The sequence below is a fragment of the Blautia intestinalis genome, assembly GCF_014297355.1.
GTDB classification, from domain to species: domain Bacteria; phylum Bacillota; class Clostridia; order Lachnospirales; family Lachnospiraceae; genus Blautia_A; species Blautia_A intestinalis.
In genome coordinates, this window is record NZ_JACOQE010000007.1 from 62,579 (window position 1) to 86,514 (window position 23,936).

Below are 23,936 nucleotides of genomic sequence, written 5' to 3' on the forward strand. Positions count from 1 at the left end.
CTCATTTATCTTTATAACTTCTTTTTCTTTCTCTTCTTTTAGTCATCTGCGCTCAATCATGTTCTTTCCCTTATGGCATTTCTTTCGGTATCATTGCAAAAATCCGAAATCCTTTTTCGCCCTCAATCCGCAGTGTTCCATTTAATGCCTGCACACGGTCCTGCATGTTTTTCAGTCCGATTCCTGTATTTTTATCCATATTTCCTGTACCTCCACGCCCATTATCTTCCACGCACAACTGGTACAATGCCGGATGTTCTCTCACAGTTATTTTTACATAAGTAGCGCCACTATATTTCATAATGTTAGAAAGAGCTTCTTTTACAACACAAACATAGCAATGCTTTGTACTGCTGTCCATTTTATCGGACGCATCATATTCTAATTCAACTTTGCAGTATTTAAAGTCCCGAATAATTCTCTTTAGTTCTTCCTGTAGATTAATTGCTTCATCATGTAAATCATGCACACTTGAACGAATACTGTCCATTGCAGAATTAAGTGAATCGTCCAGTCCATTGAGTATCGGATCCAGGTTCTGATCCTTATTTAAAGCCTTAGCAGCCCCTGTCAGAAGTATTGTACGCGAAAGTACATGTCCCACATTATCATGGATTTCCCTTGCAATTCTGTTTCTTTCACGGAGTGTCGCCGCATATATTTCATAATTTTGTTTTTCTATCAGAGCTCTGTTTTTTTCTGCCAGAAGAAGTGTTTTTTCTTCTCCTTCATCAATTGTTTTTCGAAATTCTCTGTCCATTTTATCGTACTTTTCTGTTTTTCTTTCCAAAAGCACAGCAAGCAGACATCCAAAGGCAAAATTCAGCAGCATTCCATTTTGCAGATGCGTATTTCCCGTCAATAGTATTCCGCCTGTGATCACACCTGTCAATGCCGCCACCCGGATTTTCTCTTTTAGTAAAACATATTCCATCACCGGATAAAATACTACAAGTTCAGGTATAAAAAACGAAGTACCGGCAAACACCACACAACCCAGAATCTTTGTCAATCTTCGTTCAAAAAAATATTCCCCACATGAAAGAACAACGGTGCAAAGCAGTACAAAGATAAAACTCCTGTCCGCTTTTATCCATAGTAATGCTGTCATACCATACAGCAGTAATACTCCCGTATCCTGAAAATATCCCATTTCTCTCCTCCTGTTGTTATAATAATATAACACATTCCATACCTCTCAAAGTGACAAATGTCATGTTTTTCTTGTGACATCTTACACTTGGTATTGAACGCATCTTATTTTATACTGTAGTTATCAGGTATAAAAGCCTTCATATTCTCATAAGCGACGTTTATATTCCTGATATTACTACGTGAAAGTAACTATTTAACTGGAGGGATTCTTATGATCCATATAGAAAATCTGGTAAAAAGATACGGTGATCTGGTTGCACTCAACCACCTGAACCTGGATATTCATGAAGGTGAGATCTTCGGGCTGCTCGGGCCGAACGGCTCAGGGAAGACAACTGCTATCAACTGTCTGCTTTCCCTTTTGAAATATGATAAGGGAACCATTGAAATTTTCGGACAGCCAATGACACCTGACAATTATCAGGCAAAACAGCAGATTGGAATCGTACTGCAGAATGTTGCTGTTTTTGACGAACTGACCGTGTATGAAAACATCGATTATTTCTGTGGTCTGTATGTTTCTGATAAAAAGAAACGCAAAAAACTGGTTGATGATGCTATCCGATTTGTAGGACTTGAAGATTATTGTAAAATGTATCCGAAGAAACTGTCCGGTGGTCTTCTCCGCAGGCTGAATATTGCCTGTGGAATTGCCCACAAACCACGTCTTATCATCATGGACGAACCAACTGTGGCCGTCGACCCGCAAAGCCGTAATAAAATCCTCGAAGGTATTCAAAAGCTGAATGTGCAGGGATCAACGATCATCTATACTTCACATTACATGGAAGAAATTGAACAGATCTGCACTCGCATCGCAATTATGGATCATGGCCGGGTCATTGCTTCCGGTACATCTGAAGAATTAAAGAAAATGATCAAGACTGGTGAAACCATCACCGTAGAAGCCATTTTTCTGGAAGAAAAGCATCTGCAGGACATCCGCAGTCTTCCTCATGTATTTGATCTGCACTATGAAAATCAGATTCTCATACTCCGCTGCACCGGTGCACAGCATAATCTGATTCGCCTTCTGAATTATCTGCAGAGTCAGGATATCACCTTCGGAAGAGTATTTTCCGAACTTCCGACACTGAACGATGTTTTTCTGGAAATCACCGGAAAGCAGCTTCGCGATTAATAGTTTTTCAGACATATAAACGTGGTATACATAATGTATGTATATTTATTCATTATTTTGTATAATCAATGGTTACAGAAAGGATTTTTTATGCTGCATCTAATAAAATATGACATCCTGGTAAAACTCCGGAATTTTAATATGACTTTCTGGCCGCTTATTTTTCCTCTGATACTCGGCACTTTTTTCTTTTTTGCTTTTGGAAATCTCAATGATGCCGATTTTGAGACCGTACAGGTGGCTCTGGTAAGAGAAACAACCGACAATCCATTATTTGATTTTTACCTTGATCAGGTGCAAAAAAGTGACTCAGATCTGATCAGCCTGCATGAAATGACAGAACAAAAAGCTCTCGCGGCTCTGAAAAACAAAGAGATCTCCGGAATTTATCATGCCGGCATGACGCCTTCCCTGACAATCAACGCACACGGAATCCCGGAAAGTATCCTGCAGTCTATTCTGGAAAGTTATGATAACAGTCTGCACACCATACGGACGATTTTGAAAAAACATCCATCCGGACTCCTGAACGGACTTACACAGATGATGGACACCCGTGATCTGGTTCAGGAGGTTTCCCCGGGTGGAAAAACAATTGACGGTACTTCGCAGTTTTTTTACGCTCTGATCGCAATGGCATGTCTCTACGGATGTTTTATCGGTTTCGGCTCTGCAATCACGTTACAGGCCAATTTAACGGCTCTGGCGGCAAGGCGCAGTGTCACTCCCACCCATAAGCTGAAATTGATCTTATCCGAGCAGATTTCCTCTTTCCTGATCGGCTATGTAGATGTTATCATTCTGCTTATTTATCTGCGAAATATTTTGAAACTTGACTTTCAGGGACAGATAGGAAAAATGCTTCTTATTTCTCTTTTCGGAAGTCTCATCGGTGTCTCCATGGGCCTGTTTATCGGCAGTCTCAGCAAAATAGGCGAAGGAATTAAAGTTGCTGTTATCCTTGCCATTTCCATGGTCTGCAGTTTTCTTTCCGGCCTGATGAACAGTTCGATGAAAGATACCGTAGAAAAACATTGCCCGATCATCAACCGCATCAATCCTGCTGCCCTGATCTCGGATGCTTTTTACTGCATCAATGTATATGATGATCCGGCACGCTATTACCGAAATTTACTTACACTGGCAGTCATGAGCTCCGCGCTTGTTTTTGCCTCATTTTTACTGATCAGGAGGAATCGATATGACAGTATTTAAGTGTTATATGAAAATATTAAAAAAGAATATCGGACTGATCAGCATTTATCTGATAATCTTCTTTTCGACAGCCATGATCCTTCAGGCCTCCGCCAAAAAAGAGCATCTGGAAGATTTTGAAAAAACGCGGATCAACCTTGCCATTGCAGATCAGGATGACAGCACACTTTCTCACGCACTCACAAAATATCTCAAAACTATCCACAATGTATACAGGATTTCCGCAGAACCCACCGTAATGCAGGAGGAACTTTTTTACAGAAATGCAGAATATATCGTGCAGATTCCGAAAGATTTTTATAAAACCTGTATTGTAGATGAAAACCCGCTTTCTGTCACAAAAGTGCCCGGTTCTTATTCTTCTTTTTATGTAGATCAGCAGATAAATGCATGGCTGAATTCCATCCGGACTTATACTGCTGCCGGATTTTCACAGAAAGAAGCCGCTGCTGCTGCACTTGAGCAGTCTGTCTCGGAAGTTACCATGTATCACGATGAGGAAACTGCTGTCGAAACACCGGGATATACGTATTATTTCCGGTATATTCCGTTTCTGTTTCTGGCTGTATTGTGCTACTCCATGGGCTATATCCTTCTGGCATTCCGAAAAGAGGATATACAAAAACGTATGCTGGCATCTGCCATCTCCACCCGCAGACAGAACCTCGAAGGTCTGCTTGCCATGTTTACCATCAGTCTGCTTCTCTGGCTGATTGCAGTCGTCGGTGCCGGTGTTATGTATGGAAAAGAACTCCTGACTTCCAAAGTTCTGGGGTATTATCTGTTAAATACATTCCTGATGCTGACAATTGCACTTTCACTTGCATATCTGATCGGCCTTTTTATGAAAAACATCAACATGCTCAACGGAATTTCCAACATCATTTCCCTTGGTATATGTTTCCTGTCAGGTGTCTTTGTGCCGATGAATATCATGGATAAAAAAGTCCTCATGGTTGCACAGTTTCTGCCTGTTTACTGGTATGAAAACGTCAACGAGACCCTTTCCCGGTATCATGTCGTTTCCGGCAAAGTTGCTGTTGATATCTGGAAATCCATGGGAATCGAAGTCATGTTTACCTTTGCTTTGCTCGCACTGATCCTTGCTGTTTCCAAATACAAACGACAGGGATAATCGCTTAGATTTCTGCATTGATAAACAGATTAATCCCCCATTGCCGATGCTTAATGATTATTATTAACCAAGTCTCAATGAATGACTCGCAATTCTGATATATTCTTAAGTACAACAAAGCCCACAGCATCTGCTGTGGGCTTTATCTATACTCTGTCTTATGACATTTTACTGTATTAATTTCAGAAGAAAATTCCAACCTGCTCCAGGAACTGTTCCGGAGCTTCTACATGTGGGAAATGCTTCGTTTCTTTAAGTGTCGCAACCTCTACAGACGGATTGACATTCTGGTAAGCTTCTACGATCGCTTCACCATTATTTTCTGCTTCACCTTCTACGATATAAAGGCTGTTGTCAATCTCTTTGAGACCCCGGGTAATATCAATGTTCATATATTTTGAAGCTTTATTTGCATATACATTCTTTGCATAGCATCCGCCTCTGTGAGCAGCTTCATAATATGCATCCTGAAGTTCCCGATCCGGATGGAACGGATCAAATGCATAGTTCTCAATAAAGTCATCATTGACTGCACTTCTTGATACAACCATATGATAAACCAGTGTTCCGAATACCGGAATCTCCAGACATTTGCGCAGAAGCTTTTCTTTCCTGCCAGGCATCTGTTTCAGGCTGGTAAGGCTGACTGGATTCACCATCATGATCTTATTAAACAATGTCTTTTCATTATGGCATGCCATAACTACAAAGGAAGCGGAATATCCATTTACAATGACATCCGTTTTTTCTCCGATTACATTTTTAATAAAATCACAGATTGCCTGCACATAAACAAAATTTGTGTAAGTCATACCCGACTTTTCAGAACGTCCGCATCCCGGAAGATCCAGATTATATACTGTATGCTCCAGCGCAAGTTCATCCTCGATTCTGGTCCATTCATATCCGGAACCACCCGGAAGCATATCATGAATCAGAAGAATCGGGCTTCCTTTACCTTTTTTTGTATAATAAATATCGCCAAAACGCCAATGATAATAGTTTCTGACATCTGTATCCAGCATTTCCTTAAGACAGGCGGATGCTGCGATTACTTTATTTATAATATGGATAGTGGCAGTTGTTGTTGTAGCCAGTGCTGCAAGAGTAAGCAGTCGTTTACTGTGCTTGTTCATGTTCTACCTCCCTTTTTATCACCTGAATAGCTTTATTATACGCTAAAAAAAATATTTTTACAATCTATAACAGTGAAAGAAGTTTTTGTACATCTTCCATTCTGGTTGCCCAGCTGGTTGCAAATCTGACTACGGTATGGGAATCGTCAGCCTTTTCCCAGAAGCCGAACTGCACGTCCTTTTTCAGTTCTTCCATTCTGCTGTTTTCGAGTACAACAAACTGCTGATTTGTCGGTGAATCAATAAAAAACTGATATCCTTTTTTCTTTAATCCTTCTTTAAGGACTGCTGCTGTCTCAATGGCATTTTTGCCGATTTCCAGATAAAGATCATCTGTAAAAAGTGCATCAAACTGCACACCGAGGAGTCTGCCTTTTGCAAGAAGTGCGCCATGCTGTTTCACACGTGTAAGAAAATGTTTCGGCATACAGTTTCCTGTAAAGACAACCGCTTCGCCGCAAAGCGTACCGGCTTTTGTTCCACCGATATAAAATACATCACAGAGCTCTGCCAGATCCTGCAGTGTCACATCTGTTTCTTTGCTGACAAGTCCGTATATCAGTCTTGCTCCGTCGAGAAAAAGCGGCAGCTTATATTTTCTGCACACAGAAGAAAGCTCTTCCAGTTCCTTTTTGCTGTATAAAGTTCCATATTCTGTCGGATGTGAAATATAGACCATTCCCGGAAATACCATATGCTCATGGTTATCATCTCCATAGAATGTTTCTGCCAGTTCTTTAAGATCTGATGCACAGATCTTACCATTTTTTTCCGGAAGCTCCAGTACTTTATGTCCGGTAAATTCGATTGCACCGGCTTCGTGTGTACTTACATGTCCCGTGTGAGCCGCTACAACACCCTCATACGGTGCCAGCATAGTGTCAATGACAATCTGATTGGTCTGTGTGCCGCCTGTCAGCAAATAGACTTCTGCGTCCTCACAGCCGCATGCTTTCTTTATCTTTTCCTTAGCTGTTTCACAGTAATGGTCCGTGCCATAACCGGAAAGCTGTTCCATATTGGTATCAATCAGGTGCCGAAGTACTTTTTCATGTGCGCCTTCTGAATAGTCATTTACAAAATATAACATTTCTCGTTCCTCACTTGTAGTAAAATCAGGTTCATTTTATCAAAAAAATCCCCCGCGGGCAACTCGCGGGGGAAGTATTCACCGATTTATCATATCCTGATAAGCGTCATTCAGTTCTTTTACGTTCATCTTATTTACCAGATAAACCTTATCTCCTACGACTGCTGCATAGAAGTTTGTATCATACTCATAATATTCTGCAGTAGTTTCATTTCCATCTGTATCTTTGAAGATAAAGGTGTATGCCGCATCACCTTCCGGAGTATATTTCTCAGTAAGTCTCTCCTGTGCTGTTATATTGATAAGCTTATTATAAAAGGTTGTAAATGCAGTTTCATCCATATCTTCGCCATCCAGTTCATATGAAGTCGTTGTGGTCTCAGTCGCATCAGAGGAATCTGCATCGGCAGAGCTATCCTCGGATGAATCTGTACTGTCTGCATCTGTATCAGACTCTTCCTCATCTTCTGCTTTGACAGTCTCTCTTACAACATCGACTGTATGATCTCCGTCATCACTCTTTACTTCCAGCGTATCCAGATCATTTACTGATACATAATTTACGGACAGGCTGTAGAAATCAGCATCTGTGCTGTCGAGAATATCTGTCAGAGAATCTTTGGTGATCGTGTAGACTTCTTTACTGTCATCTACCTTTACATAACGGTCATCACCGGTCTCATCTCCCACATAAATGGTAAGTGTTTTCTCAACTGTCTGAGTATCCTGCTCATCCTCTGAAGAATCTGTATCTTCTGTGTCCTCATCGCTCTCCACAGCTTCTTCTTCGGTATACTTCACTGTAACTACAGCATACGGATCGTCAAATCCATATTTCGCATCATCGGTACAGTTGTAATCCACGAATTTATCATATGCAAGTGATCCAATCGCCGAAGTGACCGTTCCGGCTTTTGTTGTATCTGCCTTTTCTGTATCTTTTCCATCAGACACATTCCAGAACAGATTATCTGCATCCTGAGTAAGTTCATATCCGTCTTCTTTGTCAACTTTTACATCTGTGATTGTTGCAGAAGTGACAGATGGGAATGTACCGCTCTCGGCAAAGTCATATAATCCTCCCATAAAAGGCTCCAATGATGTACTTGATACCAGAAAGACATTTTTATCATCGTCCGCCTTCTTCACGTAATACTGATTATTTGAAGATTCCATGCCGACCTGAAGTGTTGTATCTCCATCTGCTGTTGTCAGTGTGATCGTATTCTGCGGATCATCCAGATCATACTGACTTAAATCCTCAACATCTGAGATTTCCTGATCTGCAGTAAGGGAAGCAACTCCCTTAACTGCATTATCCACAGTATCCTGATTTACCGGAAAATCTGCATCTGATTTTTCTGTCCATGTATCATCTTTTTTATCAAATTCTACATCTGCATCATCTGCTTTAAAAGAAACTGCTGTCACATCATCTGCTTTAAGTTTTACCAGATCAACACTCTTATCTTCTTCCTCAGCCTCTTTCGCTTCCTGTGAAGAAACATAAGAGTTTACGCCAACATAGGCGCCGCACGCCACACCAAGCGTCACAACAGCAGAAACAAGTTTGACTGTTTTTTTCTTCATTATGCTTTTCTCCTTTTCAGCCATACCATAAATCCAATGACAAGGAAAATAACCGGGATAATTCCCATTACCATAATTTTCCAGAAGCTTACATCATAAGCAGTCAGCGTCAGATAGGAAATCTGCAGGTTTTTGGACGGAACAGAGATGACAGAAGTTTCATCAGAGCTGCACATCCAGTTCAGAGAACTCATGATCATCTGTTCGTTTCCGCCGGATACCATCTGGTTGATCTGGCTGTCCATAAGATTGGAACTTGTATAATAAACAATCTGAGTTTCTTTGTCATCATCTAAAGTTTCTGTAATACTTACACCCAGGTCAAACGGACCGTCAACATCATCGTCGGTCTTGTCAATCGAACCACTGTTTACATCTACTTTTGAATATGCACTGTCAGAAGTAGTCAGAAGGCTGTTGACTGTAACTGTATCACGAAGATTATCTGTCTGTTTGATTCCCTGCGCATACGGCATCAGGACATAATAGCCTTTGGATGCAAAATCAGAGATTGCATCTGTGCTGTTGACTGTCGGTACCAGATAATAAGGCATCTGTGCATAATGCTGTGAATCACCCTCGATCACAATACCATCTGTTCTTTCCACACCATAATTTGCAAGAACAGCATCAAAGTTTTCCATAGATTCTTCTGTATAATCAGAGAAGATCATGGCTTTTCCGCCATTTTCCAGATAATCAATAATTGCATCTTTTTCAGATTCGGAAATATCAGAAGCAGGTGCATTGATCAACAGGCATGCCGCATCATCCGGAACTTTTTCTTCTGTGATCAGATTGAGGGACTTAATGTCAATATTTGCCTTCTGGATATCCTCCTGAAGTGTGGAATCCAGTTCTTTTTCACCATGTCCGTCCAGTGTATAAAGCACCGGAAGATTTTCAGATGTTACATAGGAAATGGCACTGTCGATCTGACCTTCCCCGTCAAAACCTGTCGTTGTATAACTGTAAGTGTTATAGTCCATAGAGGACTCATAAATGTTGTTATAATCTACAACTTTGCTTCTGTCTCCGCAAACCACGATCAAACTGTTTGCAGAAACATCATCACTTGTATATTCAGATGTAAATTTCGGATTTACTACCGGGTCTTTTTGTTCTACGGTAATATGATCGGATTCCTCATCATATTTTTCCAGAAGTTTTTTGATGGTCTCATCTTCAGAACCACTCTGGACCACCTGATAGATTGTGATATCTTTGTCCAGTTTCTTCAGGAAATCCTTTGTATCATCGCTGATGCTGTACAGCTTTTCGCTGCTGACATCAACTTCCGTATATTTGGATGGAAGTGAGCCAACGATCATATTTACTACAAGTACGATTACAATAAAAATGGCACTGATGACTACACTGTAAGAACCATTTTTGAGATACTTTTTGTTCATGGAATCCTTGATTTTCTGCTTCAGAGGCTTCTTTTCTTTCTTTGGAGCTTCATTTGCCGGATTCCCCTGATTTTCTGTCTTCTTTGCTTTAAATTTGTCTGTGAATTTCATTGTCTCCCACCTCCTTAATTCCAGCGTCTCTTCGCAATCGACTGTACGGTCAGGAATAAGCATACTGCGATCACAGACACGAAATACAGAATTCCTTTGACATCAAAAATTGCGTTTGCAAAATTGTCAAAATGGCTGCTCAGGTTAAAGATATCCAATACTTTCTGGATTCCGCCTGAGAAAAAGCTGGAATTCACGACATAAACAATCACAAGTGCAATTTCTCCGACCACGCAGACAACTGCAGAAATCAGCAAGTTTTTGATCATGGTGTAGATTATGATTGCTGCTGCCAGGATCAGGAGTCCGAATGTAATGCATGTGGAAAGTGCTCCTTCGGAGAAGAAAGAGGAAATTCCGTTCATCATATAAAAAGCAAACAGAATGACAAAGGTCAGCACTGCCGCAATGACCTGACTTTCGGTAAGGGATGAAATAAACACACCGATTGCAAGGTTTGCGCAGCCCAAAAGGAAAAATCCGAGGACTGCCGTATAAGCTGCACCCAGAGATACGGTGCCGAATTTTGTCATAAGTAATGGATAAAAGCACATGATCAGCATCGGAATCGCAAAGATTGTAACCAGTGCAAAATATTTGCCGAGAACAATTTTTTCTACAGATACCGGTGCGGTAAGGAGCAGCTGATCTGTTTTCTGTTTACGTTCTTCTGCAAGAACTCTCATTGTAAGGATCGGTACACTGATCAGAAATACGAATGTCAGTGCACTCAATGTATATTCAAAGCGTGGGTATGACGCTCCGAGCTGATATGCGGAAAAATAAATACCAGTCAGAAGCAGGATAAAAAATATAAACAAATATCCTATCATGGATGTAAGATAACTTCTCAGTTCTCTTTTATATACTGCGATCATTTATCTTCCCCCTCCTTTTTGTCTGTTTCTCCATTCTGTGCTTCCAGGATTTTTTCAGCTTCCCCAGCACTGTTTACTTCCATCTTTTTATCTGAAGTCTTTGATTTTTTATCATCTTCAGTCAGTTCAAGGAATATTTCCTCCAGAGATACTTTCTTAGACTGCATCTCAAGGATCGGACACTTCGCATCTGCCATTTTGAAGAATACTTCTTCACGGACATCACTGTCCTCATTTGTGGAAACAGTTACATTCCATGCATGCTCTTCTTTTGCATCAGCTACAGTAACATTCTTTACACCCCCAATCTGTCCGAGTGCTGTACGGATCTTGTCTTTCTCACCTTTTACAGTCAGATTCAGGGTATTAGATCCTTCTGCAAGTTTTCCGAGGTTCTCCGGTGTATCACTCGCAACAAGTTTTCCATGGGAAATGATCAATACATAATCGCAGACGGCACTTACCTCTGAAAGAATATGGGAACTCAAAATCACCGTATGTTTTTCCTTAAGGCTCTTTATCAGATCACGGATCTCGATGATTTGTTTCGGGTCCAGACCAACGGTAGGTTCGTCCAGAATGATCACTTCCGGATAACCTAAAATTGCCTGTGCAAGACCAACCCTCTGTCTGTAACCTTTTGACAGGTTTTTGATCAGACGGTTTTTCATATCTGTGATTTTTACCATTTCCATGACTTCTGCAATCATGGATTTCTTTTTATCTTTTGGGATTTTTTTGAGATCAGCGACGAAATTCATATATTCCAGCACTGTCATATCGAAATAAAGAGGTGGCATTTCCGGCAGATAACCGATACATTTCTTTGCCTGCTCTGGTTCGTCCAGTATATCATGACCGTCGATGGTTACCGTTCCCTCCGTAGATGCTATATAACCGGTAATCATATTCATCGTCGTAGATTTACCGGCTCCGTTTGGCCCCAGAAAGCCGTAGATTTTGCCCTTCTCAATTTTAAAAGAAAGGTGGTCAACTGCTGTATGGTCTCCATAGCGTTTGACCAGATTGTTTACTTCAATCACAAGTCTCTCCTCCTTTTTCATTGACATAATCGTTTTATTATTTCTGCCTCTATACAAAACGAAAGATGCCTCCAGGTGAAACAGAGATAGGGGGTATCTGGAAGCATCTTCCATTTAAGAGCCAGATCTTATGTCTGCTCTTGGAATATTCTATGAGAAAGTTGTGATAAAAATAGGATGAATCTGTGATGATTTTGTGAAAATAATTTCTGTTGATTTTGCCTTATGCAAGCGGCTCTTTCAGTGGTGTTCCTGCCTTGCGCGGATAGCGTCCCGGTGTGTTTTTTATCTTCTCGATCACAACGAGAGAACGCTGTATTTCAGAATCCGGAAGGTTAAAATAAACTACATCCTGAATTTTACCACCAAGGATTTTTACGGCCTTTTCTGCCTGCTGCAGTTCTTCCTGTACAGTGCCGGATTTGTAGGAAATAAAGTGACCTCCGACTTTTACATACGGAAGACAATACTCCGACAGCGTTGCCAGATTGGACACGGCTCTGGAAACGCACAGATCATACTGTTCACGATACACTTTATTTTTCGCAAATTCTTCCGCACGTCCATGGATTGCCGTAATATCTTCAAGCTTCAGAAGTGCAAATGTTTCCTCAAGAAAATTCACACGCTTTTTCAGGGAATCCAGAAGGCAGGCTTCCAGATGCGGAAATGCGATTTTGAGCGGAATGCCCGGGAAACCGGCTCCTGTACCGATATCCATGATCTTGTTTATTTTATTCATATCTACAGCCTTCACACAAGCAAGACTATCCAGAAAGTGCTTTACCAGCACCTCCTGAAATTCTGTGATTCCGGTCAGATTCATAACTTTATTTTTTTCAACCAGATATTCATAAAATGTAATAAACTGCTGTTTCTGTACCTCATTCAGGGTAATGCCGAGTTCCTCACATCCCTGTTCGAGTACGTTCAGATCATAATCCAATATTTTTGTCCTCCTCTTTCTCAGGAATTTCTTCTGTACTGTTCAAGATATACCAGAAGTACGGAAATATCTGCCGGTGATACACCGGAAATACGAGATGCCTGTCCAATGGAAATCGGACGGTATAATTCCAGCTTCTGTCTCGCTTCGATGCGCAGGCTTCCGACTTTTTCATAATCAAGATCTTCCGGAATCTTCTTTGCTTCCAGCTTCTTAAACTGTTCTACCTGTTTGAGCTGGCGTTTGATATAACCTTCATATTTCAGGTTGATTTCCACCTGCTGCTTCACATCCCACGGAAGTTCCGGCCTTTCCGGATCAATTGGTGCCAGATCTTCATAATTAAGTTCCGGTCTGCGGATCAGCTCGGCGATCGTTGTACCTGATTTCAGAAGTGTACTGCCCTTTTCTTCCAGAAGTTTCTGTACCTGTGGTGTTCCGCCGATCGTTGCATGTTCTGTTCTGTCAATTTCTTTCTGAATGGCTTCTTCTTTTCGAAGAACTGCCTGATAAGTTTCTTCATCGATCAGACCTACCTGATACCCTTTCTTGCGAAGACGGAGATCGGCATTATCCTGTCTCAGAAGCAGGCGATATTCTGCACGGCTGGTCATCATTCGGTACGGCTCATGGTTTTCTTTTGTTACAAGATCATCGATCAGTACGCCAATATAAGCCTCAGAGCGATCCAATACAAGCTGCTCCTGACCTTTGATCTCCATTGCGGCATTGATTCCGGCAATCAGCCCCTGTGCGGCTGCTTCTTCATATCCGGAACTTCCGTTAAACTGTCCGCCGCTGAACAGACCTTTGATCTTCTTAAATTCCAGTGTCGGATAAAGCTGACGCGGATTAATGCAGTCATATTCGATTGCATAAGCATTCTTTACGATTTTTGCATGTTCAAGACCCGGAACAGAATGATACATGGCATCCTGTACATCTTCAGGAAGTGAGCTGGACATTCCGCCGATATACATTTCATTCGTATAAAGTCCTTCCGGTTCGATAAATACCTGATGACGGTTTTTGTCTGCAAAACGAACGACTTTATCCTCGATGGACGGGCAGTATCTCGGTCCGGTTCCCTCGATCATTCCAGAATATAACGGGGAACGGTCCAGATTGTTACGGATGATCTCATGTGTTTTTTCATTTGTATAAGTCAGCCAGCATGATTTCTGTGAGATCTGTACAGACTCCGGATCTGTAGAAAAGGAAAACGGCACAACCCTTTCGTCACCAAACTGTTCTTCCATCTTCGAATAATCAATAGTATTTCCTGCAATTCGCGCCGGTGTTCCTGTCTTAAAACGAAACATTTCGATTCCGAGAGATTTCAGGGAATCTGTCAGATAATTGGCTGCCTGCAGACCATTCGGCCCGGTATAATTGCTGACATCTCCGTAGATACATCTTGCCTTCAGGTATGTTCCTGTACAGAGTACAACTGCCTGACAGTGATAAATGGCTCCGGAATACAGTTTTACACCTGTGATCTTTCCGTCTTCGACGAGAAGTTCTGTTACTTCTCCCTGTTTGATGGTCAGATTTTCCTGATTTTCCAGAGTTTTTCGCATCTCTGTACTGTATGCCTGTTTATCTGCCTGCGCTCTTAAGGAATGTACGGCAGGACCTTTTGACTTGTTCAACATTTTTGACTGAATAAATGTCTTGTCAATATTTTTACCCATTTCTCCACCGAGGGCATCCAGCTCTTTTACCAGATGACCCTTTGAGCTTCCGCCTACATTCGGATTACACGGCATCAGTGCAATACTGTCGACACTTACCGTAAACATCACTGTATCAAGCCCCAGACGCGCACCGGCAAGTGCGGCTTCACATCCGGCATGTCCTGCACCTACCACTACGATATCGCAGGTTTTTTCCAGTGTTTTATTTTCCATTATTATCTTCCCTTCTTACTTTCCTACGCAGAATTTGCTGAATATTTCATTTACAAGGTCTTCACCCACAGACTCGCCTACGATGCGTCCGAGACTTTCGTATGCACTCATCAGGTCTATGGAGAAAAAATCTTCTGCCATTCCCATGTTGATGCTTTCTTTTACCAGCTTCAGACTTTCTTTTGCCTCTTCAAGTGCTGCTTTATGACGGGCATTTGTGATATATACCTCATCATTAAAGGAAAGTTCTCCATGGAAAAACATACGCCTTATCTCATCTTCAAGCTGTCTGAGTCCTGTTTCTTCCACAACAGATACAGGAATGACCGGACTTCCTGTTTTTTCTTTTAATTCTTCAATACTCACTGCGGCTTCTAGATCGGTTTTATTGTAGATGACAATACTCTTTCGACCGGAAAGAAGTTCCATGATTTCTCTGTCATTCTCATCAAGCGGAAGTGAAGAATCCACCACATAAAGGATCAGATCCGCATCCTCAGCCATCTGTTTTGCCTTGCCGACACCGATTTTTTCCACAATGTCTTCTGTCTCACGGATACCTGCGGTATCGATCATCCGAAGTGTAATGCCGTTCAATGAAATATATTCCTCAAGAATATCTCTTGTCGTTCCTGCGATTTCTGTAACGATTGCACGGTCTTCCCCTACAAGAAAATTAAGCAGCGATGATTTTCCCGCATTTGGTTTTCCAAGAATGACAGTCTTGATTCCTTCCTGAATCATTCTTCCGTCGTCAGCAGTTTTCAACAGGTTACTTATATTTTCACTCTCTTTTTCCACAATTTCAAGTAGTTCCTGTGGATACCCGGTAAGGTCAAAATGCTCCGGATCGTCAAGTGCTGTCTCAATATAAGCAATCTGATGCAACAGCCTTGCACGGATCTCCCGGATTGCTTTCTGCACAGAACCCTTTAATTGCTCAACAGAGCTTTTCAGTGCCATTGAGTTTTTGGCCTGAATAACATCCATGACCGCCTCTGCCTGCGAAAGATCCAGTCTTCCGTTTAAAAACGCTCTTTTTGTAAATTCTCCCGGTTCTGCAATGATGGCACCGTTTTTCAGTACCGTCTCGAGAACCCTCTTCATGGCATATACACCACCATGACAATCTATTTCAACAGTGTCCTCACCTGTATATGTGTGAGGTCCTTTCATAATCATAACTAATACTTCATCTACAACTTCTTCCCCGTCATAGATAAAGCCATAATGTATCGTATGGCTTCCTACTTCACGGATATCTTTTTTGCCGTTTTTGGAACGGTAAATATTCGCAATCACATCCATTGCTTTTTCTCCGCTGATGCGGACGATGCCGATACCCGAAGCACTCATAGCTGTAGAAATTGCTGCAATTGTAGCGTCCATATTTCCTCCTGAAAAAGAAAGATGTTATTCAGGGTAAAAAGCACACGTCAAGCACGTGTTATTCACGCTTTCACCTAGAATAACATCTTTTAAAATCATATATTAGTATCTTTTTAATTTTACAACTACGTGACGGTAAGGTTCTTCACCCTCACTCACTGTCTCAACAAATTTGTTTCCCTGAAGTGCTGAGTGGATGATTCTTCTTTCGTAAGGATTCATCGGCTCAAGTACTACCGGTTTTCTTGTCTTTTTGACTTTGTAGGCAATTCCTCTTGCCAGATTTTCCAGAGTTTCTTTACGGCGTCTTCTGTAATCTTCGGTATCCAGTTTTACACGGATGTAATCGGATTTTCCTTTGTTTACAACAAGGCTTGTCAGATACTGGAGGGAATCCAGTGTCTGTCCTCTCTTACCGATGAGGATTCCCATATCTTCGCCCTCGAAATCAACTTCCAGACAGCCGTCTGTTGTGTTGTATTTGGAAGTGATGGTTACTTCTCCGAGATCCATGGAAGCAAATACATCTTTCAGGAATACAAGTGCTCTCTCTTCGATATCTTTGATTTCTTCCGGATCTGTAATGATCTCTATTGCCTTTGCAGCTCTTACCGTTTTTTCTTTTGCAGGTTTTTCTTTCTGTTCTCTGACTGGCTTCTCTTTGGAAGCTTTTTCTCTGAACTGTTTTTCCCTGACCGGTTTCGGCTGTCTTTCTTCTTTTGCTTTTTCTCCACCGGATTCTTTTTTGGTTTCCGGTGTTTTGGAAACAGACTTCACTGCTGGTTTCTGCACTTCTTTCGCAGTTTCTTCTTTAAGTGCATCGATCTTAACAGAATCTATGATCTTTTCGATTTCTTTTTCTTCAGAACTTTCTTCTACTTTGCGAGCTTTAATGATCGCCGGTTTGCTTCCGATTCCAAAAAATCCGGAGCTTCCTTCACTCACTACCTGAATATCAAGCTGATCACTGGATACACCCAGTTCAATACATGCCTTGGTAATTGCCTCATTCTTGGTTTTGGCTGAAAACTGCATATATTCACCCATGATAAAACCCCGCCTTCCCTGTTTTTTATTTATTTCTTCTTATTACGTGCATCAAAATCTCTTACCATATTTGCCTTGGCTGTGATACTTCCGGCTTTTGCGTGTGAAGCCTTTTCGTAAGCATCTTCCACCTTCTTCGCACGGCTGTTTTCATCTGTACCACTCATGCCCTTGTCAATTTTATTGATGTTTTTAACACTCTGATGTGCCTGATTGGTAATCTTCTGAGGCGGAAGACCTTCTTTAGCTCTCTTGGCTTCCATCTTTCTCATATTTTCATTTACCAGATCATCAATGTTCATCTTGTCCAGATGACGGTTTATCAGAAGCTGCTGGATACTTCTTACTACTGAACTGGCAATCCAGTAAATACCAAGACCTACCGGGAATGTGAAACAGAAGAATGCGGACATCAGCGGCATAACTGTGTTCATAGTCTTCATGGAGCTTGCCATTGCGTTGTTGCCATCATTTCCGTTCTGTGTTGCGGCCTGTGGCATAAGTTTTAAGTTGAGCATCTGAGTTGCCCATGATAAAAGCGGAATTGCAAGTGCTGCAATGATAAGGATCAGAGATCCTGTTTTAATATAGCTCAGTGGCTGATCCGCAATGTTCAGTACACCAAAAGTCTGCATCTTCTGAATTTCAGAAGCAGTTTTGCTGATCTGATCAGAAAATCCGGAAAACTGACTGATCTTCTGTAAGGATTCCCACTGGGACGGAGACAGAGCATACAGGAAATCTACGATAGAATCTGCATTTTCCGTAACCTGTCTTACTCGTGTCATCTTGTTATCTGTGATAAAGTTATTAATGATATTTGTAAATCCGTCTACTGCAAGGATTTTTGTGCAGACGCCGTTAAATACATTGTAAACACTTCCAACATAAGCCGGAATGTTCTGGATTACCTGATACAGGGCAAACAGGATCGGCATCTGGATTGCCAGCTGAACGCAGCTTCCTGTCGCAGATACACCATATTTCTGGTATACTGCCTGTGTTTCTTCCTGCATCTTCATCATGGAATCCTGATCTTTTTTACCCTGATATTTCTTCTGTATCTTCTGGATCTCAGGCTGCATGATCGCACTCAGCTTAGAAAATTTCTGCTGTTTGATCTGCAGAGGAGTCATACAAAGGTAGATCAGTATACTGAAAATAATAATACAAAGACCGATATTCTGAATTCCAACTGCATCCAGAACCTTGTAGATTGCATTCATGATCCATCCCATCACTACTGCGATCTGACCAATGATCGGGGTACCACTCTTAGTAGCCAAAATCATACTTTCCAATTTTCTAGTTCCTCCTGGATAATCTGATGGAGCCACCTCCACCTATACATTTATGGTACAGGATCATATCCTCCATGAGAAAAAGGATTACATCTTAAAATTCGCCAAGCTGCCAGTAATCCTCCCTTTAATGCACCATATTTTTCGATTGCTTCCAAACCATATTGAGAACAGGTGGGAATATAAGGACACTTTGTTCTCTTCATCGGTGATATATATTTCTGATAGAGACGTATCAGTTTAATAAGAAGTTTCTTCATTTACATTATCTCCTGCAATTCCATGCTTCCTCGCCAGATCCATAAATGCTTTCTCTATCTCATGATAGTTGGTACCATTTGCGGAGTTTCTGGCTATCACGACAATATCAAGATTCTTTTTAAATAAAGATTCATTTAAACGATAGCTTTCCCTTACCAGTCTGGTGATTCTGTGGCGGACCACACTATTCCCTACTTTTTTGCTTACTGATATTCCCAGACGATTCTTCATGTGCTGATTTGGCAGCACGTACATCACCAGATACCGATTTGCTTTTGATGTTCCACGCTTATAAACCTGTTGAAAATCTCTGTTTTTCTTTAAGGACTCTGAGTATTTCATCGAATCCCCCTTCTTTTATTATAGAAGAAAAGACCACATAACTGCGGTCTTATATCTTAGGCTGATAACTGTTTTCTTCCTTTTAATCTTCTGGCAGCTAATACTTTACGGCCACCCTTTGTGCTCATACGAGCTCTGAATCCATGAACTTTAGCTCTGGATCTTTTCTTTGGCTGAAATGTCATTTTCATAGGTAAAGCACCTCCTTTATCTATTATACCTTATTCGTAATATTTTCATAGAACATCATTTCAATTATATTCATAACACCCCTGTTCGTCAAGCAAAAATCTTAAAAAATTCTACAAAATAAGGCTTTTTTTCAATTCTCAAAAGTACCCACATGCCAGTGTGGAAAGTTATGGTTAACGTAAAGTTATCCACCATCTTGTGGATAACTTGTGGATAACTTCATTTTTTCCACTGAATCTATCCCCCAAAGACGACTTAATTTTACACATAACCCTAAAAAAAGCCTTTATTTTACAATATTTTTTATGTGGACACAGTTATACACAATCCCCATATACTTTTTTCCACAGCGTTCAGACTTATGTAAACCTATGGGCATTTATCCACCATTTCCATGTTATACACATGTGGACAACGTGGAAAACTTCTCTGTTTTTCTTTGATTTTCCCCACCCAACCCTTTAAATAATCATTGCTAAACAAAAGAATTTATTATAATATATAAACGGATATTTATGTCTTTTGACCTATAATATAAACTTTCAAAGAAACCGGGAGATAGAAACATGGATAAAGTTATTGAAAACTGGGATAAAATTCTGCAGACAGTCAAAGCAGATTATGATGTGGGCGACGTTGCCTTTAATACTTGGTTAAAACCGCTGAAAGTCTACGATGTACGGAATCATGTGATCACGATTCTGGTACCATCCGAGCAGGTTGTTTTAATAAATCTTCTTAATAAAAAGTATAAACTTCTTCTTCAGGTTACGATCTGTGAAATAACCGGAATGGAAGAGTGTGAAGTCAAATTTATATCTCCTGATGAGGCCCCTAAAAAAGAAGTTTCTTCTTATGATAATGCATCCGCATCTACAGCGATGTCTGACATTGACCGCCGCTGCGAAGAAGCTCATCTTAATCCCAAATATATTTTTGATACCTTTATCGTCGGTAACAACAATAAATTTGCCCAGGCGGCAGCCCTTGCAGTTGCAGAATCTCCGGGAGATACCTACAATCCGCTTTTTATCTACGGAGGCGCCGGACTTGGCAAGACCCACCTTATGCATTCCATCGCTCATTACATTATTGAGCATGATGAAAACAGTAAGGTTCTGTATGTTACCAGCGAAGAATTTACAAATGAGCTGATCGAAACGATCCGTAACGGAAATAACTCCGCTATGTCCAAATTCCGCGAAAAATACAGAAATATCGATGTACTTCTTGTCGATGATATCCAGTTTATTATAGGAAAGGAATCTACACAGGAAGAATTTTTCCATACTTTCAACAGCCTTCACAGTGCAAAAAAGCAGATCATCATTTCCTCTGATAAACCGCCGAAAGATATGGAAATCCTCGAGGAACGTTTCCGTTCCAGATTCGAATGGGGTCTGATCGCAGACATCACACTGCCTGATTATGAGACCCGAATGGCCATTCTTCACAAAAAAGAAGAAATGGAAGGCTATAACATCAGCGAAGAAGTCATCAAATACATTGCTACGAATATTAAATCCAACATTCGTGAGCTGGAAGGCGCATTTAATAAAGTAATGGCAAGTTCGAAGCTCGAAAAGAAAGAAGTTACCCTTGAACTGGCAGAACAGGCACTGAAAGATATCATTTCTCCTAATGAACAGAAAGTAATCACACCGGATTACATCATTTCCGTTGTTGCCGAACACTATCATGTGACTGTTGCCGACCTCTGCGGAAACAAAAGAAGCTCCAAGATCGTTATGCCGCGCCAGATTGCAATGTATCTGTGCCGAGATATTATTGATACTTCACTTAAAACGATCGGCAAAAATCTCGGTGACCGTGATCATACCACAGTTATGCACGGGATAGAGAAAATTGAAAACGAATTAAAGGTAAATGATAACCTCAGAAACTCAATCGATACACTTAAGAAAAAAATTAATCCACAGGGTTAAATGACTTTTCCACATACATTTTCAAAGTTTGAAAGTACTTTTACACGAAGTTATACAGTGAAGAAATCCCCGTTTTTCAAGGTTTGAAAGACTTTTTCACATATTCACACCCCCCTAAGGCGGCTACGGCGGATTTCTTTATATATTTTTATTTATAAAGCAGATTCCGACACAGAAAGGAGTTATACACACATGAAAATCATCTGTTCCAAAAGTAATCTTTTAAAAAGCGTAAATATATCTTTGAAAGCTGTTCCTTCTAAGACTACAATGCCAATCCTCGAATGTATCCTTATGGACGCAACAACAAATCAGATTAAATTTACAACCAATGATATGGAACTCGGTATTGAGACAATTGTAGACGGACATATTGAAGAAAAAGGTATGGTTGCTCTTGATGCAAAAATCTTTTATGAAATCATCCGAAGACTTCCGGATAATGATGTAACCATCACAACTAACAGCAATTATGTTGCAACGATCACCTGTGAAAAAGCGAAATTTACCATTCCAGGAAAGGCAGGTGAGGATTTTGCTTATCTTCCTGTTATTGAAAAAGATGAATCCCTTACTTTATCTCAGTTTACTTTGAAAGAAATGATCCGTCAGACGATCTTTTCTATTGCAGTGAATGAAAATAACCGTCTGATGACTGGAGAATTGTTCGAAATCAAAGATAACTGTCTGAAAATTATTTCTCTTGACGGTCACCGTATTTCTATCCGAAAGATGCCTCTTAAGAGAGAATATTCCGACCGTAAGATTGTCGTTCCTGGAAAGACACTCGGTGAAATAAGCAAGATTCTGTCCGGTGAGATCGATGATCAGGTAAATATTTATTTTACAAAAAACCACATTTTATTCGAGTTTGACCAGACCATGGTCGTATCCAGACTGATCGAAGGTGAATATTTCCGTATCGACCAGATGCTTTCCAGTGATTACGATACAAAAGTCAGTGTTAACAAAAAAGAATTTCTTGACTGTATCGACCGTGCAACCCTGCTTGTAAGAGAAGGTGACAAAAAACCGATCGTTATCGAGATCACAGATGGCAGCATGGAACTCAAGATTGATTCTGCGATGGGATCCATGAATGAAGAAATTGATATTGAAAAATCCGGTAAAGACATCGTGATAGGATTCAACCCGAAATTCCTCATCGATGCTTTGAAAGTTATCGACGATGAAGTGATCAACATGTATCTGATGAATCCGAAGGCACCATGCTTTATCAGAGATGATGAAGAAAACTACACATATCTGATCCTTCCGGTTAATATCAGCCAGAATCAGAGCAGATAATGTAAGTGTTAATCAGTCAGGATAATAAGAGGTGAATGGATTTGGAAATCAAAATCAGAGATGAATTTATCAAACTTGGACAGGCTTTGAAACTTGCAGGAGTTGTTGAAGATGGTGTGGAAGCCAAATATGCGATTCAGGATGGTCTGGTTCAGGTAAACGGAGAAGTGGATGAGCGCAGAGGCCGCAAAGTTTATGCAGGCGATGTGATCACATATGAAAATCAGGAAATAAAAGTAATCAAATAATATGTATATCAAATCGTTAGAGCTTAAAAATTACAGGAATTATCAGAATCTGCAGCTTGACTTCGATAAAGGAACCAATATTTTTTACGGAGATAATGCACAGGGAAAGACCAATATTCTGGAGTCGGTGTATCTTTGTGGGACGACAAAATCTCACAGAGGAAGCAAGGACAAAGAGATCATCCGGTTCGGAGAAGAAGAATCTCACATTCGAATGATGATCCGGAAAGATGAGTTTTCTTACAAAATAGATATGCACCTCCGTAAAAATAAGGCGAAAGGCGTTGCAATCAACGGACTGCCGATCAAAAAAGCCAGAGAATTATTCGGTATTGTAAACCTTGTGTTTTTTTCACCGGAAGACCTGAATATTATAAAAAATGGTCCCGGTGAGAGAAGAAGGTTTATGGATTTGGAATTATGTCAACTTGATCAGATTTATCTGACTGATCTTGCCGGGTATAATCACATAGTGAACCAGAGAAACCGTCTTCTGAAGGATCTTTATATGAATCCTTCTCTGAAGGAAACGCTTGATATCTGGGATATGCAGATGCTGCAGTATGGCACAAAGATCATCAATAAGCGCAAAGATTTTGTCCGTGATCTGAATCAGGTAATACAGGATATTCACCATAATCTGACAGGAGGAATTGAACACCTTGAAGTTGTTTATGAGCCGAGTACGGAAGCAGAAGATTTTGAAAATGTTTTGAAGAAAAACAGGGAACGGGATATCCGAATGAAGATGACATCCGCAGGACCGCATCGCGATGATCTGAGTTTGGTGGTAAATGGGATCGATATACGCAAATACGGATCTCAGGGACAGCAGCGTACGGCAGCTCTGTCTTTGAAACTTTCAGAAATATATCTCGTAAAAGAAAAAATCAAAGATACTCCGATACTTTTGCTGGATGATGTACTTTCAGAGTTGGACAGCAACAGGCAGACTTACCTTCTGGATTGTATTCATGATATTCAGACACTGATCACCTGTACCGGACTGGATGATTTTGTAAGTAACCAGTTTCATATCAACAAGGTTTTCAGAGTCATAAAGGGAGAAGTTTATAATCCGGTAAGCGGCTAAAGTATTTTGACAAGCAGGTATGCTTATGATACACTGGTTTTAACTAT

22 protein-coding genes are annotated in these 23,936 nt (G+C 40.7%); 7 read left to right on the forward strand and 15 right to left on the reverse strand.

The annotated features are described in order from the left end of the window. Positions 1 to 70 precede the first annotated feature (70 nt). On the reverse strand, positions 71 to 1,153 hold the full coding sequence (locus H8Z79_RS11695) for a sensor histidine kinase (RefSeq protein ID WP_118040483.1): 1,083 nt from the start codon (positions 1,151 to 1,153) through the stop codon (positions 71 to 73). Between the two features lie 213 nt (positions 1,154 to 1,366). Here H8Z79_RS11695 and H8Z79_RS11700 point away from each other — a divergent pair, with 213 nt between their 5' ends. The 3 genes from H8Z79_RS11700 to H8Z79_RS11710 all read left to right on the forward strand — a co-directional run bounded on the left by H8Z79_RS11700 (position 1,367) and on the right by H8Z79_RS11710 (position 4,646). Next, on the forward strand, positions 1,367 to 2,296 hold the full coding sequence (locus tag H8Z79_RS11700) for an ABC transporter ATP-binding protein (protein ID WP_118040481.1): 930 nt from the start codon (positions 1,367 to 1,369) through the stop codon (positions 2,294 to 2,296). Between the two features lie 90 nt (positions 2,297 to 2,386). Beyond that, complete coding sequence (locus H8Z79_RS11705; RefSeq protein ID WP_015541416.1) at positions 2,387 to 3,511, forward strand: ABC transporter permease; 1,125 nt, start codon at positions 2,387 to 2,389, stop codon at positions 3,509 to 3,511. After that, on the forward strand, positions 3,498 to 4,646 hold the full coding sequence (locus tag H8Z79_RS11710) for an ABC transporter permease (protein ID WP_118040479.1): 1,149 nt from the start codon (positions 3,498 to 3,500) through the stop codon (positions 4,644 to 4,646). Before H8Z79_RS11705 ends, H8Z79_RS11710 begins: the two co-directional genes overlap by 14 nt. 182 nt (positions 4,647 to 4,828) lie before the next feature. On the opposite strand, the gene H8Z79_RS11715 is transcribed toward H8Z79_RS11710, so the two are convergent. The 14 genes from H8Z79_RS11715 to rpmH all read right to left on the reverse strand — a co-directional run bounded on the left by H8Z79_RS11715 (position 4,829) and on the right by rpmH (position 19,293). Beyond that, entirely contained in the window at positions 4,829 to 5,782 is a 954-nt protein-coding gene (locus H8Z79_RS11715; RefSeq protein WP_118040477.1) for an alpha/beta fold hydrolase, read from the reverse strand. A gap of 64 nt (positions 5,783 to 5,846) precedes the next feature. Beyond that, positions 5,847 to 6,872, reverse strand: a complete 1,026-nt coding sequence (locus tag H8Z79_RS11720) for a threonine aldolase family protein (RefSeq protein WP_118040475.1) — start codon at positions 6,870 to 6,872, stop codon at positions 5,847 to 5,849. A 78-nt stretch (positions 6,873 to 6,950) separates the two neighbouring features. Then, a complete protein-coding gene (locus H8Z79_RS11725; protein ID WP_118040473.1) occupies positions 6,951 to 8,462 on the reverse strand; it encodes a DUF4340 domain-containing protein in 1,512 nt (503 codons plus the stop codon). Continuing rightward, positions 8,462 to 9,985 (reverse strand): GldG family protein, encoded by a 1,524-nt coding sequence (locus H8Z79_RS11730; RefSeq protein WP_015541421.1) that lies wholly within the window; start codon positions 9,983 to 9,985, stop codon positions 8,462 to 8,464. Before H8Z79_RS11730 ends, H8Z79_RS11725 begins: the two co-directional genes overlap by 1 nt. 14 nt (positions 9,986 to 9,999) lie before the next feature. Beyond that, positions 10,000 to 10,863, reverse strand: coding sequence for an ABC transporter permease (locus tag H8Z79_RS11735; RefSeq protein WP_015541422.1), 864 nt, complete (start codon positions 10,861 to 10,863; stop codon positions 10,000 to 10,002). Further along, a complete protein-coding gene (locus tag H8Z79_RS11740; protein WP_118040471.1) occupies positions 10,860 to 11,906 on the reverse strand; it encodes an ABC transporter ATP-binding protein in 1,047 nt (348 codons plus the stop codon). The genes H8Z79_RS11735 and H8Z79_RS11740 overlap by 4 nt, the downstream gene beginning before the upstream one ends. Positions 11,907 to 12,129: 223 nt before the next feature. Then, the gene (rsmG, locus tag H8Z79_RS11745) at positions 12,130 to 12,852 is read right to left on the reverse strand and encodes a 16S rRNA (guanine(527)-N(7))-methyltransferase RsmG (RefSeq protein ID WP_182279246.1); all 723 of its coding nucleotides are present in this window, start codon (positions 12,850 to 12,852) and stop codon (positions 12,130 to 12,132) included. 20 nt (positions 12,853 to 12,872) lie between these two features. Further along, complete coding sequence (gene mnmG, locus H8Z79_RS11750; protein WP_118040469.1) at positions 12,873 to 14,762, reverse strand: tRNA uridine-5-carboxymethylaminomethyl(34) synthesis enzyme MnmG; 1,890 nt, start codon at positions 14,760 to 14,762, stop codon at positions 12,873 to 12,875. Between the two features lie 15 nt (positions 14,763 to 14,777). Further along, the gene (gene mnmE / locus H8Z79_RS11755) at positions 14,778 to 16,151 is read right to left on the reverse strand and encodes a tRNA uridine-5-carboxymethylaminomethyl(34) synthesis GTPase MnmE (protein ID WP_015541425.1); all 1,374 of its coding nucleotides are present in this window, start codon (positions 16,149 to 16,151) and stop codon (positions 14,778 to 14,780) included. A 102-nt stretch (positions 16,152 to 16,253) separates the two neighbouring features. Beyond that, positions 16,254 to 17,198 carry an RNA-binding cell elongation regulator Jag/EloR gene (gene jag / locus H8Z79_RS11760; protein WP_015541426.1) on the reverse strand — a complete coding sequence of 315 codons (945 nt, stop codon included), beginning with the start codon at positions 17,196 to 17,198 and terminating at the stop codon, positions 16,254 to 16,256. A gap of 29 nt (positions 17,199 to 17,227) precedes the next feature. Further along, positions 17,228 to 18,490: a YidC/Oxa1 family membrane protein insertase gene (locus tag H8Z79_RS11765; RefSeq protein ID WP_072523412.1), complete on the reverse strand. Its 1,263-nt coding sequence runs from the start codon at positions 18,488 to 18,490 to the stop codon at positions 17,228 to 17,230. 59 nt (positions 18,491 to 18,549) lie between these two features. After that, the gene (gene yidD, locus H8Z79_RS11770; RefSeq protein ID WP_015541427.1) at positions 18,550 to 18,759 is read right to left on the reverse strand and encodes a membrane protein insertion efficiency factor YidD; all 210 of its coding nucleotides are present in this window, start codon (positions 18,757 to 18,759) and stop codon (positions 18,550 to 18,552) included. Continuing rightward, positions 18,740 to 19,102, reverse strand: coding sequence for a ribonuclease P protein component (gene rnpA, locus H8Z79_RS11775; RefSeq protein ID WP_015541428.1), 363 nt, complete (start codon positions 19,100 to 19,102; stop codon positions 18,740 to 18,742). The genes yidD and rnpA overlap by 20 nt, the downstream gene beginning before the upstream one ends. Before the next feature lie 56 nt (positions 19,103 to 19,158). Beyond that, positions 19,159 to 19,293 (reverse strand): 50S ribosomal protein L34, encoded by a 135-nt coding sequence (gene rpmH, locus H8Z79_RS11780; protein ID WP_005423866.1) that lies wholly within the window; start codon positions 19,291 to 19,293, stop codon positions 19,159 to 19,161. Between the two features lie 567 nt (positions 19,294 to 19,860). On the opposite strand from rpmH, the gene dnaA reads away from it, so the two are divergent. The 4 genes from dnaA to recF all read left to right on the forward strand — a co-directional run bounded on the left by dnaA (position 19,861) and on the right by recF (position 23,889). Continuing rightward, on the forward strand, positions 19,861 to 21,240 hold the full coding sequence (gene dnaA, locus H8Z79_RS11785; protein WP_015541429.1) for a chromosomal replication initiator protein DnaA: 1,380 nt from the start codon (positions 19,861 to 19,863) through the stop codon (positions 21,238 to 21,240). A gap of 192 nt (positions 21,241 to 21,432) precedes the next feature. Beyond that, a complete protein-coding gene (gene dnaN / locus H8Z79_RS11790; protein WP_118040467.1) occupies positions 21,433 to 22,548 on the forward strand; it encodes a DNA polymerase III subunit beta in 1,116 nt (371 codons plus the stop codon). Positions 22,549 to 22,583: 35 nt separating this feature from the next. Further along, positions 22,584 to 22,796 (forward strand): RNA-binding S4 domain-containing protein, encoded by a 213-nt coding sequence (locus H8Z79_RS11795; protein ID WP_015541431.1) that lies wholly within the window; start codon positions 22,584 to 22,586, stop codon positions 22,794 to 22,796. Between the two features lies 1 nt (position 22,797). After that, positions 22,798 to 23,889, forward strand: a complete 1,092-nt coding sequence (gene recF / locus H8Z79_RS11800; protein ID WP_015541432.1) for a DNA replication/repair protein RecF — start codon at positions 22,798 to 22,800, stop codon at positions 23,887 to 23,889. Positions 23,890 to 23,936 lie beyond the last annotated feature (47 nt).